The following is a 17902-nucleotide window of genomic DNA, read 5'->3' as shown; positions in this document are numbered from 1 at the left end:
CGAACCGCCGTATGCGAGGCCCGCACGTACGGTGGTGTGAGAGGTGGGTCGGGAAACCCGACCCACCTACTCGATTATGTCGGGACGTACTAATGTCCACGTTTTTGGGTGCGAAAACGCCATCCCGCGCGGAGGAAATCAGCTCAGCGCAGCACAGACATCGATTACTTGGCCAGCTCCGCTGAAGACCCTCTTTTCCGAGAAAGGATCCGTGTAGATCGCGTAGTTGAAGTCGCCGACCAGCACGTAGATACCTTGCTTCGTTGAATCCGGGCCATTGACAACGATGTTTCTGCCGGTGACGACGACCTCCCGGTAATCTTGCGCCGCGTCCACATCCACTTGCCGGCGAACGCCGGTAATAACGTAACTGACAGATTTGTCTGTCTCGTCATTGGTCAGGGTTATCTTTTGGCCCGGCGACGTTACCGTTGTCACGTTCCCGTTGGTGATCGTTTTCGTCTTGCCGGTAAGCGTGTAGGTGACGTCGAAATTGCAGAAGATACCTCCCTGCAGCGTGGCGGTCTCATCGCCGGATGTGGGAGGCGCGGCAAGTGCTGTGCCGGAACCAGCAATCAGGGCTACCAGTAGAAGCGGTAATGCAAGAATTTTTTTCATGAGTAATCCCCTTCAATGAGTTGGGAAGGTGCGCATTCCATTCCATTTATTTTCTGCGCACTGTCAGGCCGGACATTCAATTAATGCGTTGTTCTCTACTGAAAACAACGCGAATGAGTCATCCCAGGAAAATTCGCCCACTCGGCTTACCAATAAGTAAGTGTCAACTCTCAGCATCAACCTCGTTGAATAATGCCTAGATGCAGGATATTAGCGCCTCGCTGGACAGTACGGGAAGTTATTTCTGCGATTTTAGAAAAGAACTTTTTTGAGTCAGTCGACTAATTGCTCGGGGGATGACTCCGTCACTCGCTTGTTTACTTCTTTAACAGCATAAATATATGACTAAATTGCAAAACGGCATTCTTGCCCTCATCGAACACGCAGCCGTGAGAGCCTATAGCTGAGCCCGTGCAGCCAGGAACGCCTCCAAGGCGGGATTCTCGATCTCCTTCGCGAGCCACGGCACGGCCTGCGCGGCCACCTCATCACCCAGCACTGCACGGTGGGACTGCGCCCGTACAGTGAACTCCCGCATTCCGCTCCGGCTGGCCAGCTCGGCGAGCTTCTCCACGAACTTTGACGCCCGCGGCGAGTCCATTGCCATGGCCACTTCCGCCGCCGTATCAAGCAGCCGGGCCGAGTACCAGAGGTACCACGGCTTGGGCTCCAGCCCCCGGTCTATCCAGTGCTCGGCGGCGGCCAGGTCGCCGTGAGCGAGGAACAGCCGCGCCTCGGCACCGGCCGCCAAGGCCATGTAGCAGTGGTCACCGGCCAGATCGGCCATCACCCAGGACCGGTCGATCATGGCCGCGGCTTCCTCCAGCTTTCCGCCAGCCAGGTAGGTCTCGCCCCGGACCCCGTCCACGAACGGCTCGAACGCCGTCCAGTGCTCCTCCGCAATCCAGACGAGCGCCCGGTCCAGGCATGCCGCTGCCTGGTCCAGTTCTCCGCGGAGCAGGTGCACCCTGCCGAGCAGTGCCTCGCTGAACGCCTGCTGCCGGCGGTTCCCGATCGCTTTGGCCATCTCGCCGGATTTGGTCAGCGCAGTCACCGCCTCCCCATACCTCGCCGTATCGGAGGCCAGCATCCCCTGGATCGCCAGGACCCTCGCCTGCTCGTCGGGGAATCCTTCAGCGGCTCGCAGCGCCCGGTCCAGCCACCCGGCGGCACGGTCCGGAACACCGCGCTGCACGGACAAGTAGCCCAGTTCGCGGTACGCCGCGGCGGCAGTCCGGGAGGCGCCGTCGGACCCTTCCGCCTGCAGCGCGCGGTGCAGGAAGTCAGCCACCTCCGCACCGCGACCGCCCGCCTGGTGGATCAGGGCGCCGGACAGGGTCACCAGGGATTCGGCGATCAGGTGGGCGTCGCCGGTGCGCTGGGCGAGGACCACCGCGAGCCGCAGCTGATCGAGCCCAGGGTCCACGGCGCCGGCCCAGAGTGACGCGCCGCCGGCGTCGAGATAGGACCTCACCGTCGCTGCGGTGGCCGGCATCCCGGGGTCCGCCTCCGGAGCCGCATCGGACAGCGCCCGCCGGATTTCCGCGGGCAGCGGCAGCCCCAGCTCCTCGCGGTAGAGGTTCCCGCACTTGGTGACGTGCTCGCGGGCATGGCGGTGCTCGCCGAGGGCCACGAGCGCTTTGACGAGGACAGCGTTGCTGTCCGCGTGGAAGGGATCGCGCTGCAGCGCCAGTGATGCCAGCTCCGCCGCCTGGCCGGGAGCGCCCGACGCGAGGGCCGCCAGCGCTGCCTCGTAAAGAAGGGACTGGACGACGTTGTCCAGTCGGTAGCGCTGGTCCGCCAGCCACGAGTCAAAGACCGGGGAATCGGCGAAGGTCAGCCCTTCCAGCAGTTGGCCGTCGAAGCGTCGCGGATCAACGCCCGGAACGCCGGCGGAATCGACCATTTCCAGCGCATCGCAGCGCCACGGCGGTTGAAGTATCAGCCGCAGGGGATCGCCGGCCACCGTCACGCCGTCGAGCGTCCGGCGCAGCTCGGACAGGTTCCAGCGGAGGGCGCCCAGGGGGTCTTCGGCATCCGGGAAGAGCAGCGATGCCGTGCGGGAGCGGCCGGTGCCGTCCGCCTGCAGCGCGAGGTAGGCCAGCACCGCCCAGGCCTTGCGGCCCCTGGGCTGCAGGGGAGTTGCGCCGGGGGACTCGATCCGGGGCGGACCGAGGAGCCGAATCCAGTTCTCGGCCATACGGCTCATGGTACGCCGCAGGCTCTCCGGCGTCTGCGGGGCTCACACGTTTGCTCACACGCCGGCCGGACACACTGAAATCACCCAATCCGCACACACTCAACCGAGGTGCAACACCATGGAACTGATCGGCATCCTGCTTCTTGGACTCTGGGTTTTTAGCGTCACCGTCCGCGCCGTCCTGACCGACGGCCGCGGCCACCTGCCTGACATCCGCTCCACTGCGCCGTGGACGGCAGGCAACCTTCCCAGTGCGCCATACGCATCGCCGCGGATCTAGCCGGGTCCGACAGCGTCACCACTTAAGATAAGTACGACGGCGGGAGGCCGGCAATCGATGCCGGCCTCCCGCCGTCGTGCGCTGCTTCCGACGTTCGCGGCGTATCAGCCGGCCTTGTAATCAAAAACAAGAGACGCAGGGAGGGGGGCCCGCAGCATCTCAGGGGTGATGCCGTGAATTGCCTGGATCTTCTCCCCGAACCATTGATCGTGCGGATCGTCCGAGTTCGCGGCGGTCTGGAAGGATTTGGCCAGATCCTCGGCTTCGTGGAACAGGCAGGCAAAGTCCCCCTGCGGGGTTTGCATGAGGCTGACGACTTCCCGGGTCAGGCCCATCCGCTCGCGGGAACGCCGGTGGTCCTCCTTGCGGGGGCCCTCTATCTCCTCGATGAGAGACTTCCACTCGTCCAGTTTCCCGGGCAGAATCGGCGCGAACCAGGTGATGCATTCCATGACAGGTCCTTCCACGCAGTTGCTTCAGCCCTGATGCGGCGGGGGAGTCCAACCGCGGCTGTGCACCTGCATGCTAGTCCTGCGGAAAGACGCGGTACAGAGGCTTTGGATGGCTGCAGCCATCGGCAGCAGGATCAGCCCTCGAACTCCAGGACTAGCTCCACGTCCACATCATCTCCAGCGCGGATGCCGGCCGCGGTCCGGATGGCCTTCTTGACCGGGAGGACGTACGACTGGCTCTTGCTCTCCGGGAAGATCGACGTGGCCCAGCTGTTGCCCGCGATCGACGCCGTGACCTTCACCGAGCCGAATCCCTTGCGGAAGGGAGCGGCCTCGTCCTTGATCTCGTCCGCCAGGTCCGGCGGCAGCGTGATGAAGTGCCACCCGGATGCATCGGGGTAGAGCCACAGCTCACCACGGAACGAGTACGTCGCAGTCACGATTTGAGTATGGCACCAGCAGGGGTTCCGGCAAGCCCCACCGGCGGTTAACACCCCCGCCATGATCGGTTCACCCGCCGCCGCAACGATAAGCAGCATGACTGCTTTCACCCGCCGAGATGTCCTCAAAAGTGCCCTTGCCGCCGCCGGTGCTGCCGCCGTCGTGCCCGCCGCAGCCTCAGCCGCGCACGCCACCAGCCCGGCCGGCGTCGCGCTGGTCCGCAACCGACTCACCCTCCCGTCCGGTATCGCCACCGGCGATGTGACCGCCGATTCCGGCGTCCTGTGGTCCCGCGCGTCAGGCCCCGGACGGCTGGTGGCCAACCTGCTCGCCGTGGACGAGGATGGTGTGCCGCTCCGCGGCGGCAGCGCCTTCCAGCGTGTGCTGCGGGGGAGCGCCGGCAGCGAAGCCACCGACTTCACCTCCCGGATCAACGCCGAGCACCTCCCGGCCGGCACCCGCTTCGCGCTCACCCTGCACTTCGAGGACGCTGACGGCAACGCCGGCGAAACCGCGCAGGGCTCCTTCAGCACCGCGCCCAGTCAGGGATTGCTCAGCAGCGGCCGCGCGTCCCGCAAACAGAGCTTCGTCTGGACCGGCGACACCGCCGGCCAGGGCTGGGGCATCAACGAGGAGATCGGCGGCATGCGCGGCTACGCGGCCATGCGCGCCACCAAGCCGGACTTCTTCATCCACTCCGGCGACACCATCTACGCCGACGGCCCCATCGCCGCGCAGGTCACCGAGCCCGACGGGCAGATCTGGCGCAACCTCGTCACCGAGGAAGTTTCCAAGGTGGCCGAAACCCTCAACGAGTTCCGCGGCCGGCACCGCTACAACCTGATGGACCGCAACGTCAGCGCCATGTACGCCGAGGTACCGGTGATCGCCCAGTGGGACGACCACGAAACCCATAACAACTGGTACCCAGGCGAAATCATCACCGACGCCCGCTACACCGAACGCCGCATTGATGTCCTCGCAGCGCGCGGGCGCCAGGCCTGGCAGGAATACCAGCCCGTCTACGGCCTCAGCACCCGGATCGGCGACGGCAGCACCGGCTTCGAACCCGCCCGCATTTACCGCAAGGTCTCCCGTGGTCCCCAGCTGGACGTTTTCTGCCTGGATATGCGCACCTTCAAGGACCCCAACACCGACGGCAAGGAAACGCACCTCACCCACATCCTGGGCCAAGAACAGGCCGACTGGCTCATCCGCGAGGTCAGCAAGTCCAAGGCCACTTGGAAGGTCATCTCCGCCGATCTCCCGCTGGGACTGATCGTCCCCGACGGCCCGGTGAACCAGGAATCCCTGGCCAACCGCGACGCCGGCGCACCCTTGGGCAAGGAACTTGAGATCGCAGGGGTGCTCTCCGCATTAAAGCGCAACCGGGTTAAAAACGTGGTGTGGTTGACCGCGGACGTCCACTACTGCGCCGCCCACCACTACTCGCCCGAGCGCGCAGGCTTCGCCGACTTCGATCCGTTCTGGGAATTCGTGGCCGGCCCTATCAACGCGGGCAGCTTTGGCCCGGGGGAGCTCGACGGCACCTTCGGCCCCGAGAGAGTGTTCTACAAGACCGGCGCCTACGCCAACCAGTCACCTCGCACCGGCGAAAACCAGTTCTTCGGCCACGTGGACCTCAACGAGGACGACGTCTTCACCGTCAGCCTCCGCAACGCCAACGGCACGGTTCTCTGGCGCAAGGAGCTTCAGCCGGAGCGGTAGGGTTTCACCCCCGGTCAGTCCGCGATGTCCACCGACCGCCCTTCCGCGTCGCTGAGCCGGGCGGCGTCGAGGACCTCGAGCGTGTGGACAGCCTCGGCGCCGGGGACAGGTTCGGGCCCCTTGCCGGCAACGGCCAGCGCGAACTGCTCGTAGTAGGCCTGATAGGCGCCCTGCTCAGACGGCACGCGGACCTGGCCGGCCGCCGTCGTCAGCGTTCCCCAGCGGCTCTCCTCTTCGTAACCCCACGCTGCGGGATCGTCCGCCGGGCGTTTGCCGGCCATTGCCGCCAGGGCCTGGACGTCGGACTGCTGGGACACGTAGCTTCCCGCGGAACCGAGCAGCCGCAGTTCCCGCGCGACCAGGCGGTTGCTCTTGGTGGCGGATACGTGGGACTTCACTCCGTTCCGGTGCGCGACGGTCACAAAGAAACCCGAGTCGGTGCGCCCGGCGTCCAGGTCCACCCAATCGAGCGTGGCATAGACGCTGGCGGCCGGGCCGAAGAGCCACAGTGCCTGGTCCACCAGGTGGCTGCCCAGGTCGCGCAGCAGTCCGCCCGCGGGGCCGGCTTCGAGGGTGTCCGGCTGGTCGAGGTCGAAGCGGGACTCGAACCGTGCCACCTTGCCCACTGCGCCGGAGTCCACCACGGAGCGAAGAGTCCGGATGTCCGTGTCCCAGCGGCGGTTGTGGAACACGTTGAGGATCACGCCGGCGTCCGCGGCCGCCTTCACCAGTTCGCGTCCCACCCCGGCGTTCGGTGCGAACGGCTTGTCCGCCACCACGTGCACTCCGGCCGCAACCGCCTCGAGCACCAGCTCGCGGCGCGTCTCCGGGGGCGTGGTGATGACTACTGCATCCACGCCGGCGGACAGCAGGTCGGTGAGGGAATCGTAGAGCGGCACGCCCGGGTACTCCTCCGCGGCCTGCGCACGGCGGGCGGGGGAGCGGGTCACGATGCCCGCCAGTTCCACCCCTTCCGCGGCCGTGATGAAAGGAGCGTGGAAGATCCGCCCGCCGAAGCCGAATCCAACGAGTCCAAGTTTCACAAGATCTCCTTCGTCCCCGTGAGGGTGTTTGTTCGCGCGTGGCGTACTTTGTCCTTATGTTAGAACAAAGTGCCTCGAGTGGGAAAGGTCTGGGAGATGAGGAGTCCGGGAATTTACGTACCGGCGAGTAGAAACCGTGCTAGCACGGAAGTGCGGGAGGGGTGCCCGGATTCACCATGGATACATCGGAACGCGCGGGAAATACCGGCGAAACCGAAGCCTCAATCCAAGCCCGGAATCAACGGGCGGCACGCCTCATCCACTCGCATCTTTCCCCTCAGGAGTACCTTCATGTCCGACGCACCCACCACCAAGAAGTCCCACACCGTCCGCCGCAAGGTGGCCCTGCTGACCGCCATCGGACTCGGGGCGGTGGCGGCACCGTTCGCCCTTGCAGCCCCGGCCCAGGCAGCCGGCACCAACTACGCCTGCACGGTCACCCCGCTCCGGCCCGTGTTCGCCGGCCACAACTCCGCGGGCGTGAAGCTGGTGGACTACCAGATCCAGGTCCGCTGCAGCACGGACCGCTACGTCAACATCACCCAGCAGCGCTGGGAGGAAGACGACTGGCCCAACGGCGACGACCACCTGGGCACCTCCACGTTCAGCCGCCACCTGAACCAGTACAGCGGAACCGTGACCATCCACAACGTCCGCACGCTGGTGGACGGCGAGATCGGCAACGAGGAGATCTACCAGAAGGTCAGCTTCCAGGAAGGCAGCAACGGCGTGTGGTCGCCGTACACCGGCTGGTACACCAGCGGCGTCACTTCAATGTCGAACTGACGCCCTTCCCGGGGGAGCTGCTGCGCCGGCTCCCCGCAACGCCCAAGGCCCGGTTCCCCCAGCCGGGTCTTGGGTTGTTAACCCGGCCGTCCGCGCCGTCGTCGGGTGCTATTTGCTCGGGTGACGCCCCGCCCCGTCCAAAAGTGCGGGACACTGGAAGTCACACCACCACGAAAGCGGACCACACTTTGATGAATCTCCAGCAGGATGCCGACGGCTTTATCAGGATGAGCCGGCACTTCCCGGAAAAAGTCCGGATCGCCGTCACCTTTGCCGACGGCACCACGGAGGAACTCTCCGGCGGCAGGCTCAACAAGGCCTATGACAACGCCTTGGCCGAGTTCCGCGCCCGGAACCACCTGGACGCGAAGGGCTTCTCGCGGTCGCCGAAGAAGAAAACCAGCTCGGGAAACAAGATCGAGTTTGTCCCCGTCCACCCCGGCATGGGCGACTGACGCCGGCCGCACGTTCCCGGATTACGAGGAAGGCAGCCCATGGGACTGAACGGAGAACCGGGTACCGGACTGACGGACGCCGATGGCTCCGGCAGGCTCGACCCGCTGCTCTATCCGTGGGATCCGCCCGAGACCTCGGGCGTTATGGGCCGTGACGGCTTCCTGACCCTGGACCTGGCGGACCTGAATGAAGCACTTGCGGACGCCAAGGCTGCGCCGCTGGAGTCCCGCTCCCTGGTGGTCTCCATCGGCTCGAATGCCAGCACCGACGTGATGCGGCGGAAGTTCGCCGCCTACCACCAGCCGGTCAGCCCGGTCCTGCCCCTGGTCCGCGGGCAGCTCGGCAATATCGCGGTGGGCCACTCCGCCCACGTGAGCCGGGCCGGCTACATCGCCGCCGCACCGTACCCCCGGCCGGGGGAGTCCACCACCGTGTGGGTTTCGTGGCTGGACGAACTCCAGCTGCTGGCGTTGGACGAAACGGAGCCCAACTACCGGCGGATACAGCTCGACGGCGACGCCTGCCCGCTCGCGCTTGACCTCGGCGACCGTCCCGAGGACTTTTCGCTGTTCACCTCGCGCTGGGGCGTCCTGACCGATGGCGACGGCGGGACACTTCCTTTCGTGGACCAGCCGGCCCTGTTCGGGCTGCTTGCCGGAAGCGGTACGGGGGAGCAACTGGAAGCGGGGCAGTCCGTGTTCGACGGGCCGCCGGAACTCGTGGCCGAGCAGCTTGCCCTGCCGTCGGTCCAGGCGTGGGCCAAGGAATGGTTCAGCTCGGCCGGGCTGGCCGCGGCGGTGGACTTCGACGGGCTCTGCGCCGGATAGCCCGCGTCTGCGGCGGCTTCAGCTGGCCGCGATGTGCTCCGCAATGTACTTGGCGTCGAGACCCACGCCTGCCACGATCGACGAACCATGTCCGGTCAGCCACGGCAGCCCCACGGCGTACAGGCCGGGGTGCTCGGTGACGCCGCGGAGGTGCCGCGGGTAGTTCCATTCGTCCAGCACCGGGATGTCCAGGATGCCGAAGTCCAGCCGGTAGCCGGTGGCCCAGATGACTGACGTGATGTTCGCAGCTTCGAGGTTCAGCCGTGCCGGTTCGGACGGCAGCCAGCCGTCCTTGCGGGGCGGGTCAGCTTCCGGCGCCGTCATCCCGGCAGCGGCAATGTAGGCATCGAACATGGGCTTCATGCGCTGGTAGAACGTGCGCTCAACAACGCCCAGGCGCTCCGGAAGGTCGTCGCTGAAGGTGAGTTCGCCGTCGTCGGCTCCTTCCAGATGGCCGTGCAGACGGACGCCCTGGCGGCCGAGGTCGCGCAGGTGGATATCGTGGCCGCCGTCAGCGCCGGAAACCAGCGGGTTGCACATGAAGCGCGCGGCGGGGGAGGGCAGCTGCCCCACGGTGAGGCCGTTAAGCCCGTACTTGGGCCCGTGCTCGGCGAGGTGCATCATCCAGAAGAGAAGGTCCTGGCCGCGGTACCGGCGGGGCGCTTCCGGGCAGGCGGACACCGCCAGATGGATTTCCCGGCCGACGGCGAGCAGTTCCTCCGCGATCTGCCCGCCCGACTGTCCTGTCCCCACGATCAGGACAGCCCCGTCCGGCAATTGCTCCGGATTGCGGTAGCTGTCGGTATGCAGCTGCAGGATGTGGCCCGGGAAGTGTGCGTTAGCGCGGGGATTTTCGGTTTCTGGTAGCCGCCGGTGGCCAGCACCACGTGGCGTGCCCGCCAGGCGCCCTGGGATGTCTCCACGTTGAAGCCGCCGTCCTCCGCCGCTGCGATGCGCGTGACGTCAGTGCCGGTCCGAACCGGCGCGCCGATGGTCTCCGCATAACGCCGGAAGTATTCGATGAGGTCGTTCCGGGGCATAAAGGCCTCCGGTGTGGGGCCCTCGTACGGCATGCCCGGCAGCGTCAGTGAGAAGTTCGGTGTGTTGAGGCAGAACGCGTCCCAGCGGTCCTGCCAGGCGCCGCCGAGGGCGGTACGCCGGTCCAGTAATTGATGTTCGACGCCGGTCCGGTCCAGCCAGTAGCTAGTGGCCAGGCCCGCCTGCCCGGCTCCGATAACAAGGGTGTCCAGCATCGGTCCCATGCAAAAACCATACGCCCGGCGGGGCAGGTTTCAAGGGGGTGACGGTGCGCTCCGGAATGGGCCGGGAAGTGGCTGACGGGAGGCTTGGATGGCGCCTGGACAGCGGCCTTCATGCCGGCAGCGCAAGCCGGCGGCCCGGCGTCGTACGTAATTTTTCCGCCGGTACAGCGGCTGAGATCTCGTTTGCCGCCGCAGTCTGCAACAATGCTGGAGGTGTCCGGACGGCTCAGCGTCCGGCACTATCTGTTTTTGTAGCCGGGCGTCCTCATCTCCGCACTCGCGTCCCGAGGCCTTCGAAGAACACCACAACCTCACCGGCCTGGTGGCCTCCGTGGGTTTCCTGTCCGCGTTCACCATCCACCACGTGGGCGGCTAGGGGGCCCAACTCCCAAGCGGATTGAGCCGTTCAAGTGCCCAGTCCCAGCCGATGAGCTCCTGCTCCAAGCGGACGGCTGCCCCGAATTCGCCGTCCGACAGCGACTGATACAGAGCTAACTCGTCCGGTGTCAGTCTTGCCAGCTCGGCTCTAACAGGTGAGGGTTCCGAGCCCCAGGCGTCCCTGTGTTCCAGCAACGTGGCCCGGTCCATCAGGACGCTGGCAACATGCGGATGGGCTGCCCGCAGCTGGTCCAGGATCCGGAAGCCATGGGTGTCCAGATCGCCCCAGTAGAGGACGTAGCTATGCTGCAGCCAGTCCGCGTCCCGCAATGCGGAAAATCCGTAGCCTGCACCGAAAAGGGCCATGGCACCCGGCCGGTCCGGCAAGGCGAGGAAGTTCACGAGGTTTTCGGTAATGACCACCGTATGCACCGGCAGGCGCAACGTGCGGAAGGCCTCCGCGGTCAGCGTGAGGTCGCGGGCCTCGCCGCAAAGCCGCATCGCCGGGTCCAGCAGCCGGAAACGAATCAGCTCGGGCGGGTGAACGAAGCCGTGGCGTGCGGCAAAACGCGCCGCCGGTGTGCGTGCGGATGCGTTGCCGAGCACGGCATCGCCCGGTTCTGCGTCGATGCGGGCAGCGTTCTCTGGTTCCACCGCCGGTTCCGCAGCGCCGTCCACTCGATCGGAGCCGTAAACGCCCCTCTTCAGGGCCGCGGCCATCTCGTCGACAACCCGCCGGTGCGTTTCCAGGAACTTGGTGTGCACGCCGGGCAGGCTCAACTGACGCACGTAAATTCCGGGGGCGGGATTCTCGTGGAGCCAGACAGCCACCCGCCCGGCTGTCAGCGCAGCGTCCCCCACCGCCAGAAGCTGTAGCGGTCGCTTCCACGCCCACTGCCGAAGTCCCGGATCCACGGCCGACAACCCGACCACGAGCTCGCGGAATTGCGCCGCGTAGCGGGTCTTGCCAACAAAGGCGATCTCGTCGTCGGCCGTCGTGAACACCGCACCCGCGGGCAGCCGGTTTGACCCTATGGTGGTCCGCCCCACGTCGGCGGTCTCCAGAGTGAAGGGCCCCGCCGCGGCAAACAGCTCGGCGGCCCACGCCTGCGCGGCGGCGTACTCCGTCCGGAGGCCAGCCGCAGTCGGATGTTTCAGCGGGCGGCGGCGCGGATAGGCGCCGGTGGGGTCCAGCAGCTCCCGCAACAACGCCCCGCTGTCCCAGGCTTTCAGCGATTGGGCCCGCAACGTGGCCAAGGTGGTCCAGCCCCCGGTCCGCTTACCCGGTGCGTCAGCCGGCACGCCGGTCCCGTTCGTCCCGGTACTCCTGAATGGTCATGTTTCGCAGCTGCGAATCATCGCCGTTGATGTTCGCGACGAATCCGACGTGTGACACGAACGGCTCGATCACATGGATCTTCTGCAACGGAGTAACGATCAGCAGCTGTAGCTTCATCCGCTGGAACAGCTCCAGCCCGTACCGCGCGGACTCATCGGAGCCGCGGCCGAACGCCTCGTCTATCACCACGAACCGAAAGCTCCGCCCGCTGCCGGCGTTCTTTCCAGTGCCCCTGCCGGACGCTAGACCGAACTGGAACGCCAGGGCCGCGGCCAGGATGGTGTAGGCGAGCTTCTCTTTCTGCCCGCCGGATTTTCCGCCCGAGTCTGTGAAGTGCTCAAATTCCTCGCCGGTCTCAGTCCACTTCTCCGAGGCGGAGAACGTGAACCAGTTCCGGACGTCCGTAACCTTGGCCGTCCAGCGCTCATCGAGGGTGGTGAAGCCGTCCCGGCCGCGGAACCGTTCGATCAGGCGGGCAACCTGCAGGTACTTCTGCTCGGAATACTGGTCATCATCGCCGATGGTGCCCTCGGAACAAGCCCGCAGGTCCATCCCGAACTGCCGGACGTCCAGGTCAGTGGTGTTCTGGTGCTCCAGCTGGATGTGCCGGCCGGAGTTGTACTCGATCCCGGCGAGGGAGAGGTTGATTTCGCCGATTCGGTTCACGATGTCCTGGCGGCGGCTGTCCAGGAACGCGTTGAACGCCACCACCTCGTGAATCGTGTTTTGGTTCAGGGATTCCTTGAAGTGGGCTTCGAACCGGGGGAGGTCGTTGCTGACCAGCTGCTCCAGTAGCTTGGCGAAGTCACCGGCTGCCTCGAGGGCGGCGTCGATTTCCACCGTCTCGTTCGGATACTGGTTCCGGAACTCGGCCATGAGCCGGACGGTCTTCTCCGCGGCTCGTCCAATCTGTTTCGAGAGCGCATCGATGGTGTCTGTCAGACCGGACCTGACCGCACTTTCCGCGGTGCCGGTGTTCTTGTAGGTGAGCGTTTTGCCGGCGAGTTCCGCGTCGGTCAGCGTGGCAAGGGCAGCCAGCACGTCGCCGTCGTCCGTCAACGGGGTTTCCTTGAGGACGTCGCGGCAGTCCGCGATCGCCTCCACGATGTCCTTTGCGGCGCCTTCGTTGGAGCCGATCCGTCGCTGGACGTCGTCGGCCCGCGTTTGAAGGCGGTCCAGCTTCCCGGAAATCTCGGTTTGCTTCGCCGTGAGCTGCCGGAGCACATCGCTGGTGGATTCGAGCTGCGCCTTCTCCGCTTTGAGGTCCTCAATGCGGCGCGCGGTGAGCTGCCAGCTGATCTCGGCGAAGTCCGACACGGAACCCATAATGCCCAGCTGCTGGTTCTGCCGGCCGATAGCCCCCAGGGATTGGTTGACCCGGGTAAGCTGGCCCGCCAGCACGCTGAGCTGGCCCTGGACGTCGTCCTGTTCGGCGCGGAAGCGGCTAATCTTGTCGTGGTTGTCCCAGCCGAGGACATAGTTGCGCCGGTCCGAGAGGTCTTGTCGGTCATCCTTTTCGTGCCGGCCGCGCCCGCCCTTGATCTGGCCGTTGACGGTGAGGGATTTGGCGCGGCGGCGGAAGTCCTCCAAAGTGTCGCAGCAGTAGTAGTCAAAGCGGCTGCCAAGTTCATCAAGCAGGAAATCGCGAAACGGCGTTCCCTGCTTGATGGCGATTTTTGCGGCCAGAGTCCCCGTTTCCGCCGGCCTTGGCGCGTAAGACTCGCCGATCTTCAGATACACTAGCCGGCCGCGCAGGTTGTTTCCGTCCACCCAGCCGCTCACGGCGGCGTAGTGCTCCGACGGAACCAGAAGCGAGAGCGCGAAGCCGCGAAGCGTTCGCTCGGCTGCGCCTTCCCATGCCGATTCACCGTCACGGACGCGCAGGAGCTCGCCGGCGTAGGGCAGCTCGGATTCCCGGATACCGGTTCCGTCGCACAGCCGACGGCGGAGCTCCAGCTGGGGGCGCGGCAGCAGGTTGGGGCGGGACTGCAGGCTTGTCAGCTCCGCGGCGATGTCGGTGGCGCGCCCGTTCAGTACCTGGCGCTTTACGGTGAGTTCCGTGCGGCTGTCCTGCAGCGCCTCGGCTTTGGTGCCGAGCTCTTGTTCGACGGCGGCGAGCCTGGCACGGTTGGCGTCGAAGAGGACCCGATCCGCTGGCGGCTGCAGGCCCAAGTCCGTGGCCGCTTCGGCGTACCTCTCGAACCGTGCACGCTGCGACCGTGACTCCTCGCCCAGCCGCGCGGCTTCGGCCTCAATCGCAGCCAGGCGTCCCCCGCCATTCGTGCGGATGTCCTCCTTCACGGCGGCCAGGTCCAGCCGGAGCTGGGTGATTTCGGTGGCCAGCTTGCCGCCGTCCTCCTGAAGCCGGACCCCGGTGCTGTGCAGTTCATCCTGATGCTCGAGGCTGAGCTGGAGCTTCCGGTCCGTGAACCAGGGGTGCAGCTGGTCCCGCTGCCGGCGCGCGAATTCGTCGGCGGCGCTGAGACTGGCATGCTGGGCGGCGCCCTCCGTGATCGGGGTCAGCAGGGCGACCTGGTCTTTGGCCCGGAGGACTGCGTCATGTGCTTTCTTCAGGTCGTCGAAGTGGTGGATGAGGTTGCCGATCCGGGCCTGGACGTCGTCTTCCTCCAGCATATTGGTGCGCACGAAGCTGGTGATGTTCTCCACCTGCTTCATGGACACCGTGCGGTGGAACAGCTCCATGGCCTGGTTGCCGCTGATGCCGAACTGCCGCTTGAACGCCGCGGCGTAGGGCTCGAACGCGTCATGGATGGACGCACCCGCTGCCCGGAGCTGCTTCTTCAGCTTCGCAGGGTCCTGGCCGAAGTTGGCGAAGTCCCCGGCGATCGACTGCTCGCCTTCCGTCAGCGAGTAGAATCGGTTGGGCTGCCCGGCCTCCTGGGTTGCCCACAGCGTGATGGCGAGGGTGACCGATTTGCCGAGAACGGCGTTGTGGAAGATTCCGAGCACCACGGTGAGCTTGCCGGTTCCGCGCAACGCTACCGGCTTGGAGTACTCGCCGCCGGTGCTGCGGGTGCTCTTGTGAAAGCCGCGGACATAGGACATGAGGGTGCGTTCCTTCTTCTGCGCACCCGCGGCCTTGTTGTATTCGATTCTGTTGGCTGGCAGCAGCAGTGTTGTGATTGCGTCCACCACCGTGGACTTACCCGAACCGATGTCGCCGGTCAGCAGGCTGTTGGATCCGTCCAGACGGAAAATCCGCACCTCCCGGTGGAAGGTGCCCCAGTTGAGTAGCTCCAGGCGGTGCAGCCGGAACCCCGGGGGAGTGCCGGCGTCGTCCGCTTTTTCATCGAGGCTGAACAGCATGTCCTGCTGGTCGTTCAACTGCGTGGTCACGGGCGTTCCCCTTCCGTCGAGCGGACTCCGGAGTTGGCGCTGGCTTCGGTGCCGGCTCCGGCGAGGGAGGAGCGATAGTCGGCCAGCCGCACGTCGAATTCTTCCAGCCATTGGGCGTCCACGTAGGCCTTGAGGATGCGGGCCACCTCGTAGGTGCCGGGCTGGTTGCGGAGCTTGCGCAGGAAGCCCAGTTCCACCACCTTCTTGATGTTGGCGCCGAGCTGGTCCAGGATCCGGGCCTCGTTGCTGGATTCCGGCAGGAACACGGAGACCATGTCCGCGATGTCCTGCTCGGTCATGATCAGGCGGAGCTCGCTGCTGTTGGTGTCGAATTCAAGCATCCGGCCACGCAGCAGTGCCAAGAGGATGCTTACGTTGAAGGTCAGGGGACGCCGGGGTATCAGCCGGGGGAGTGTGCCGTCCGGGTCTTCGCGCGATTTCAGGAACGCATACCCCTCGGATTCGTCCAGAATGAGGTCCAGGCCCAGGACGGCGACGTAGTCCCGGACGTGGGAGGACAGCCCCAGCAGCGACTGCCAGAACTTCTCGTCCGATTCGGCGTACACCACGCCTTTGAAAAGCTTGGTGACGACGCCGGGCAGTTCTTCGGGCGCGTGCGTTTCGGTTGCGTCTGTGGAGTTCATGCTGGCCTCACGAAAATGATCTGCTCAACGGTGGCTTCCCGGGTGCTGCCGTCCGGGAGTTGCCAGGAAAGTTGCTGGTCCTGCTGCGGGTTGATGGATGCCCAGTCCGATTCCGTGGCCAGCTGGAAGTAGGCCACGATCTCGGCCAGGCCCTGGGAAATGGGGTAGGCGCCGGTGACCTCGCCCAACGTGGCCTGTTCTGCTTCGGCGAGTACTGCGTCGATGTTGGATTTGAGCCTTTCGGTGTCCACATGGAACTGGCTGAACAGCGCCCCGGCGTCCACTTCAACGTCGTTCGCCGCCACCACGACGTCGTCCACCATGATCCGACGGCTGGGCTCATACAGGGGACGTTCGAAGGGGAGTGCGACGTCGACTGATTGGGCGGCGATTTCCATAAAGACCCCCGGAGGTGGTTCGTTGCGGGTGGCGAGGGCACCGGCTTCGATGCTGCGGACCAGCTGCATGATGCGTTTGTTCTCCAAGAACACTTTGTCATCCAGCAGCCGGCGCATCTGCTGGGACAGTTGCCGGACCGTGGCCTGGGTCTGTTCGACGGCGGGCAGCCAGTCCTGATGCAGGTTCACCACAGCGTGGAGGTTGTCCAGCTTGGCGAGGGCATCGATCTGCGTGGCCCGCTGCAGCAGGTCCCGCAGTTCGGTGCGCAGCTGAGGGGACATGAGGTAGTCCCAGAAGCCCTGGAAAGTGCGCCCTTGAATGGAGCCGCTGATGTCCTGCTGGTTGGCGAAGATCGACGCCAACAATTCGCCTTGGGTGCCGTCCCAAGTGGCGATCTGCTCACGCACCTGCCGGTCCAGCTTCCGGAAGTTCTGCTCGACCTCGCGGAAGTCCGACAGCAGGTCCTTGGCCAGGGTAGTGAGCTGCTGGAAGTGGTCCAGCGCCTCCGGGCCGCTCATCACCCTGACGTGGCCGTCGCGGATCCGCTGCATCTCGGCGTCGATCCCGTCCCGCTGGCGCTGGAGCTCGGCGAGCCGCACTTCCGGGTCCGTCTCGGACTGCCTGACCAGGTCCTGCAGCACCGCGAAGATACTGGTGAGCCGCGATTGAGTGGCCACGAAGTCCCGGCCGCGCAGGCTTTCTACCCAGCGGACCACGTCCTCCGCCGTGGCAGTGAGGTCGTAGCGCGGTTCGTCCTGCCCGGGAACGTAGTACTTCCGCAGCCATGCCCGCTCCGGGGCAGCCCAGTCATCCAGGTACTCGGACGCCTGGCGCGGGAACTTGTCCTCGCCGTAAGTTTCGCGTAGCCCGAACAGCACATCGTCGAGTGTGTCGATGAGGTCCTGGCGGCCGATATCCCGCTGGTTGGGACCGGTGAACGCCACCATGAAGAAAGAGATTGCGAGCGGGGCGTTCTGGGCGCGGAGCAGCGACCATCCTGCGTGGTTCTCACGCAGTGCGTTGATTGCGTAGTAGTCCATCGGTCCCTGCAGTAGTCGGGTGCTGCGGCTAATGCCTAAGTTACATGCCACCACGGACGACGAGGAGAAGTGAAGTGGGTGCCCCTACTGACGCTTGGATTGTTCCGGCTATGTGCTCGGGAATATGACGTTGAGGGCGGCGTCCACGGCGGCCGCGAGCAGTTCGTCGTCGCAGGCACCAGAACGTCAGGCGCTGCCGGGGGACAGATAGCCGGGTGTGACCCACTCCATAAAAGTCCGACGCCGGCCACTTGGCCTTTCGGGGCGGCGGGGACGGGTGGGTTTCCGTGTGTTTGCGGGGTTTTGGTGGTGTGGGTGTGGTGTGCGGGTGGATTTGTGCGGGGTCCTCTGGTCGTGTAAAGTAATTCGAGTCGCCGCCGCTGATGCGGAAAGATAGCGACCGACCCCCTTCTGAATGGCCTGAAAAACGGCGTCTTTACTGGCGTGCGGAAACCGGGTGGGGATTCTTCCTGTGGTGCTTGTGGGTGGCGGAAACGCCGGTTTGCATAGCGGTCCGGGATCGGGTAAGTTTGGAAAGTTGCTCCGGAGCGATCCGCGACTGAATGGCCTGTTGGTCTGGTTGTGGTGGTGCCGGGTGTGTCTGTTGTTTGAGAACTCAATAGTGTGCCAAGTTTGTTGATACCAATTTTTT

14 protein-coding genes and 2 pseudogenes are annotated in these 17902 nt (G+C 65.3%); 6 read left to right on the top strand and 10 right to left on the bottom strand.

The genetic code is table 11. The features are described from left to right. Window positions 1-138: 138 nt before the first annotated feature. On the bottom strand, window positions 139-618 hold the full coding sequence (locus PV761_RS23035; protein ID WP_347899877.1) for a hypothetical protein: 480 nt from the start codon (window positions 616-618) through the stop codon (window positions 139-141). 397 nt (window positions 619-1015) lie between these two features. Next, the gene (locus PV761_RS23030) at window positions 1016-2818 is read right to left on the bottom strand and encodes an SARP family transcriptional regulator (RefSeq protein ID WP_347899876.1); all 1803 of its coding nucleotides are present in this window, start codon (window positions 2816-2818) and stop codon (window positions 1016-1018) included. A gap of 118 nt (window positions 2819-2936) precedes the next feature. On the opposite strand from PV761_RS23030, the gene PV761_RS23025 reads away from it, so the two are divergent. Then, window positions 2937-3098 (top strand): hypothetical protein, encoded by a 162-nt coding sequence (locus tag PV761_RS23025; RefSeq protein WP_347899875.1) that lies wholly within the window; start codon window positions 2937-2939, stop codon window positions 3096-3098. 104 nt (window positions 3099-3202) lie between these two features. Here PV761_RS23025 and PV761_RS23020 read toward each other — a convergent pair whose 3' ends face one another. Both PV761_RS23020 and PV761_RS23015 read right to left on the bottom strand, forming a co-directional pair. Further along, window positions 3203-3550: a hypothetical protein gene (locus PV761_RS23020; protein ID WP_347899874.1), complete on the bottom strand. Its 348-nt coding sequence runs from the start codon at window positions 3548-3550 to the stop codon at window positions 3203-3205. 134 nt (window positions 3551-3684) lie between these two features. Then, on the bottom strand, window positions 3685-3990 hold the full coding sequence (locus tag PV761_RS23015; RefSeq protein ID WP_347899873.1) for a DUF1905 domain-containing protein: 306 nt from the start codon (window positions 3988-3990) through the stop codon (window positions 3685-3687). Between the two features lie 97 nt (window positions 3991-4087). Between PV761_RS23015 and PV761_RS23010 the strand changes: the two genes are divergently transcribed. Beyond that, window positions 4088-5719, top strand: a complete 1632-nt coding sequence (locus PV761_RS23010; RefSeq protein WP_347899872.1) for an alkaline phosphatase D family protein — start codon at window positions 4088-4090, stop codon at window positions 5717-5719. A 14-nt stretch (window positions 5720-5733) separates the two neighbouring features. Here PV761_RS23010 and PV761_RS23005 read toward each other — a convergent pair whose 3' ends face one another. Next, window positions 5734-6762 (bottom strand): Gfo/Idh/MocA family oxidoreductase, encoded by a 1029-nt coding sequence (locus tag PV761_RS23005; protein ID WP_347899871.1) that lies wholly within the window; start codon window positions 6760-6762, stop codon window positions 5734-5736. Window positions 6763-7053: 291 nt separating this feature from the next. Here PV761_RS23005 and PV761_RS23000 point away from each other — a divergent pair, with 291 nt between their 5' ends. The 3 genes from PV761_RS23000 (at window position 7054) to PV761_RS22990 (ending at window position 8831) form a co-directional block, all read left to right on the top strand. Beyond that, the gene (locus PV761_RS23000; RefSeq protein WP_028272189.1) at window positions 7054-7548 is read left to right on the top strand and encodes a hypothetical protein; all 495 of its coding nucleotides are present in this window, start codon (window positions 7054-7056) and stop codon (window positions 7546-7548) included. Between the two features lie 188 nt (window positions 7549-7736). Then, the gene (locus tag PV761_RS22995; RefSeq protein WP_347899870.1) at window positions 7737-8003 is read left to right on the top strand and encodes a hypothetical protein; all 267 of its coding nucleotides are present in this window, start codon (window positions 7737-7739) and stop codon (window positions 8001-8003) included. A 39-nt stretch (window positions 8004-8042) separates the two neighbouring features. Beyond that, entirely contained in the window at window positions 8043-8831 is a 789-nt protein-coding gene (locus PV761_RS22990; protein WP_347899869.1) for a hypothetical protein, read from the top strand. 18 nt (window positions 8832-8849) lie between these two features. Here PV761_RS22990 and PV761_RS22985 read toward each other — a convergent pair. After that, a pseudogene (locus PV761_RS22985) lies at window positions 8850-10093 on the bottom strand (NAD(P)/FAD-dependent oxidoreductase). 283 nt (window positions 10094-10376) lie between these two features. On the opposite strand from PV761_RS22985, the pseudogene PV761_RS22980 reads away from it, so the two are divergent. Next, window positions 10377-10469 (top strand): annotated as a pseudogene (locus tag PV761_RS22980) (ZIP family zinc transporter); the annotation flags it as partial. On the opposite strand, the gene PV761_RS22975 reads toward PV761_RS22980, so the two are convergent. From PV761_RS22975 to PV761_RS22960, 4 genes are read right to left on the bottom strand one after another with little or no spacing between them, the layout of a single operon-like run. Next, window positions 10466-11773 (bottom strand): Wadjet anti-phage system protein JetD domain-containing protein, encoded by a 1308-nt coding sequence (locus PV761_RS22975; RefSeq protein ID WP_347899868.1) that lies wholly within the window; start codon window positions 11771-11773, stop codon window positions 10466-10468. The pseudogene PV761_RS22980 and the gene PV761_RS22975 sit on opposite strands and share 4 nt — an antisense overlap. After that, entirely contained in the window at window positions 11763-15167 is a 3405-nt protein-coding gene (locus tag PV761_RS22970) for an ATP-binding protein (protein ID WP_347899867.1), read from the bottom strand. Before PV761_RS22970 ends, PV761_RS22975 begins: the two co-directional genes overlap by 11 nt. Next, window positions 15164-15811, bottom strand: coding sequence for a DUF4194 domain-containing protein (locus tag PV761_RS22965; RefSeq protein ID WP_347899866.1), 648 nt, complete (start codon window positions 15809-15811; stop codon window positions 15164-15166). The genes PV761_RS22970 and PV761_RS22965 overlap by 4 nt, the downstream gene beginning before the upstream one ends. Then, window positions 15808-17250, bottom strand: a complete 1443-nt coding sequence (locus PV761_RS22960; RefSeq protein ID WP_347899865.1) for a DUF3375 domain-containing protein — start codon at window positions 17248-17250, stop codon at window positions 15808-15810. The genes PV761_RS22965 and PV761_RS22960 overlap by 4 nt, the downstream gene beginning before the upstream one ends. Window positions 17251-17902: the final 652 nt, after the last annotated feature.

The organism is Arthrobacter sp. CC3 (genome assembly GCF_039907775.1).
GTDB lineage: Bacteria > Actinomycetota > Actinomycetes > Actinomycetales > Micrococcaceae > Arthrobacter.
Note: the sequence above shows the minus strand (reverse complement) of the source record. Positions and strands in the feature narration are given on the sequence as shown.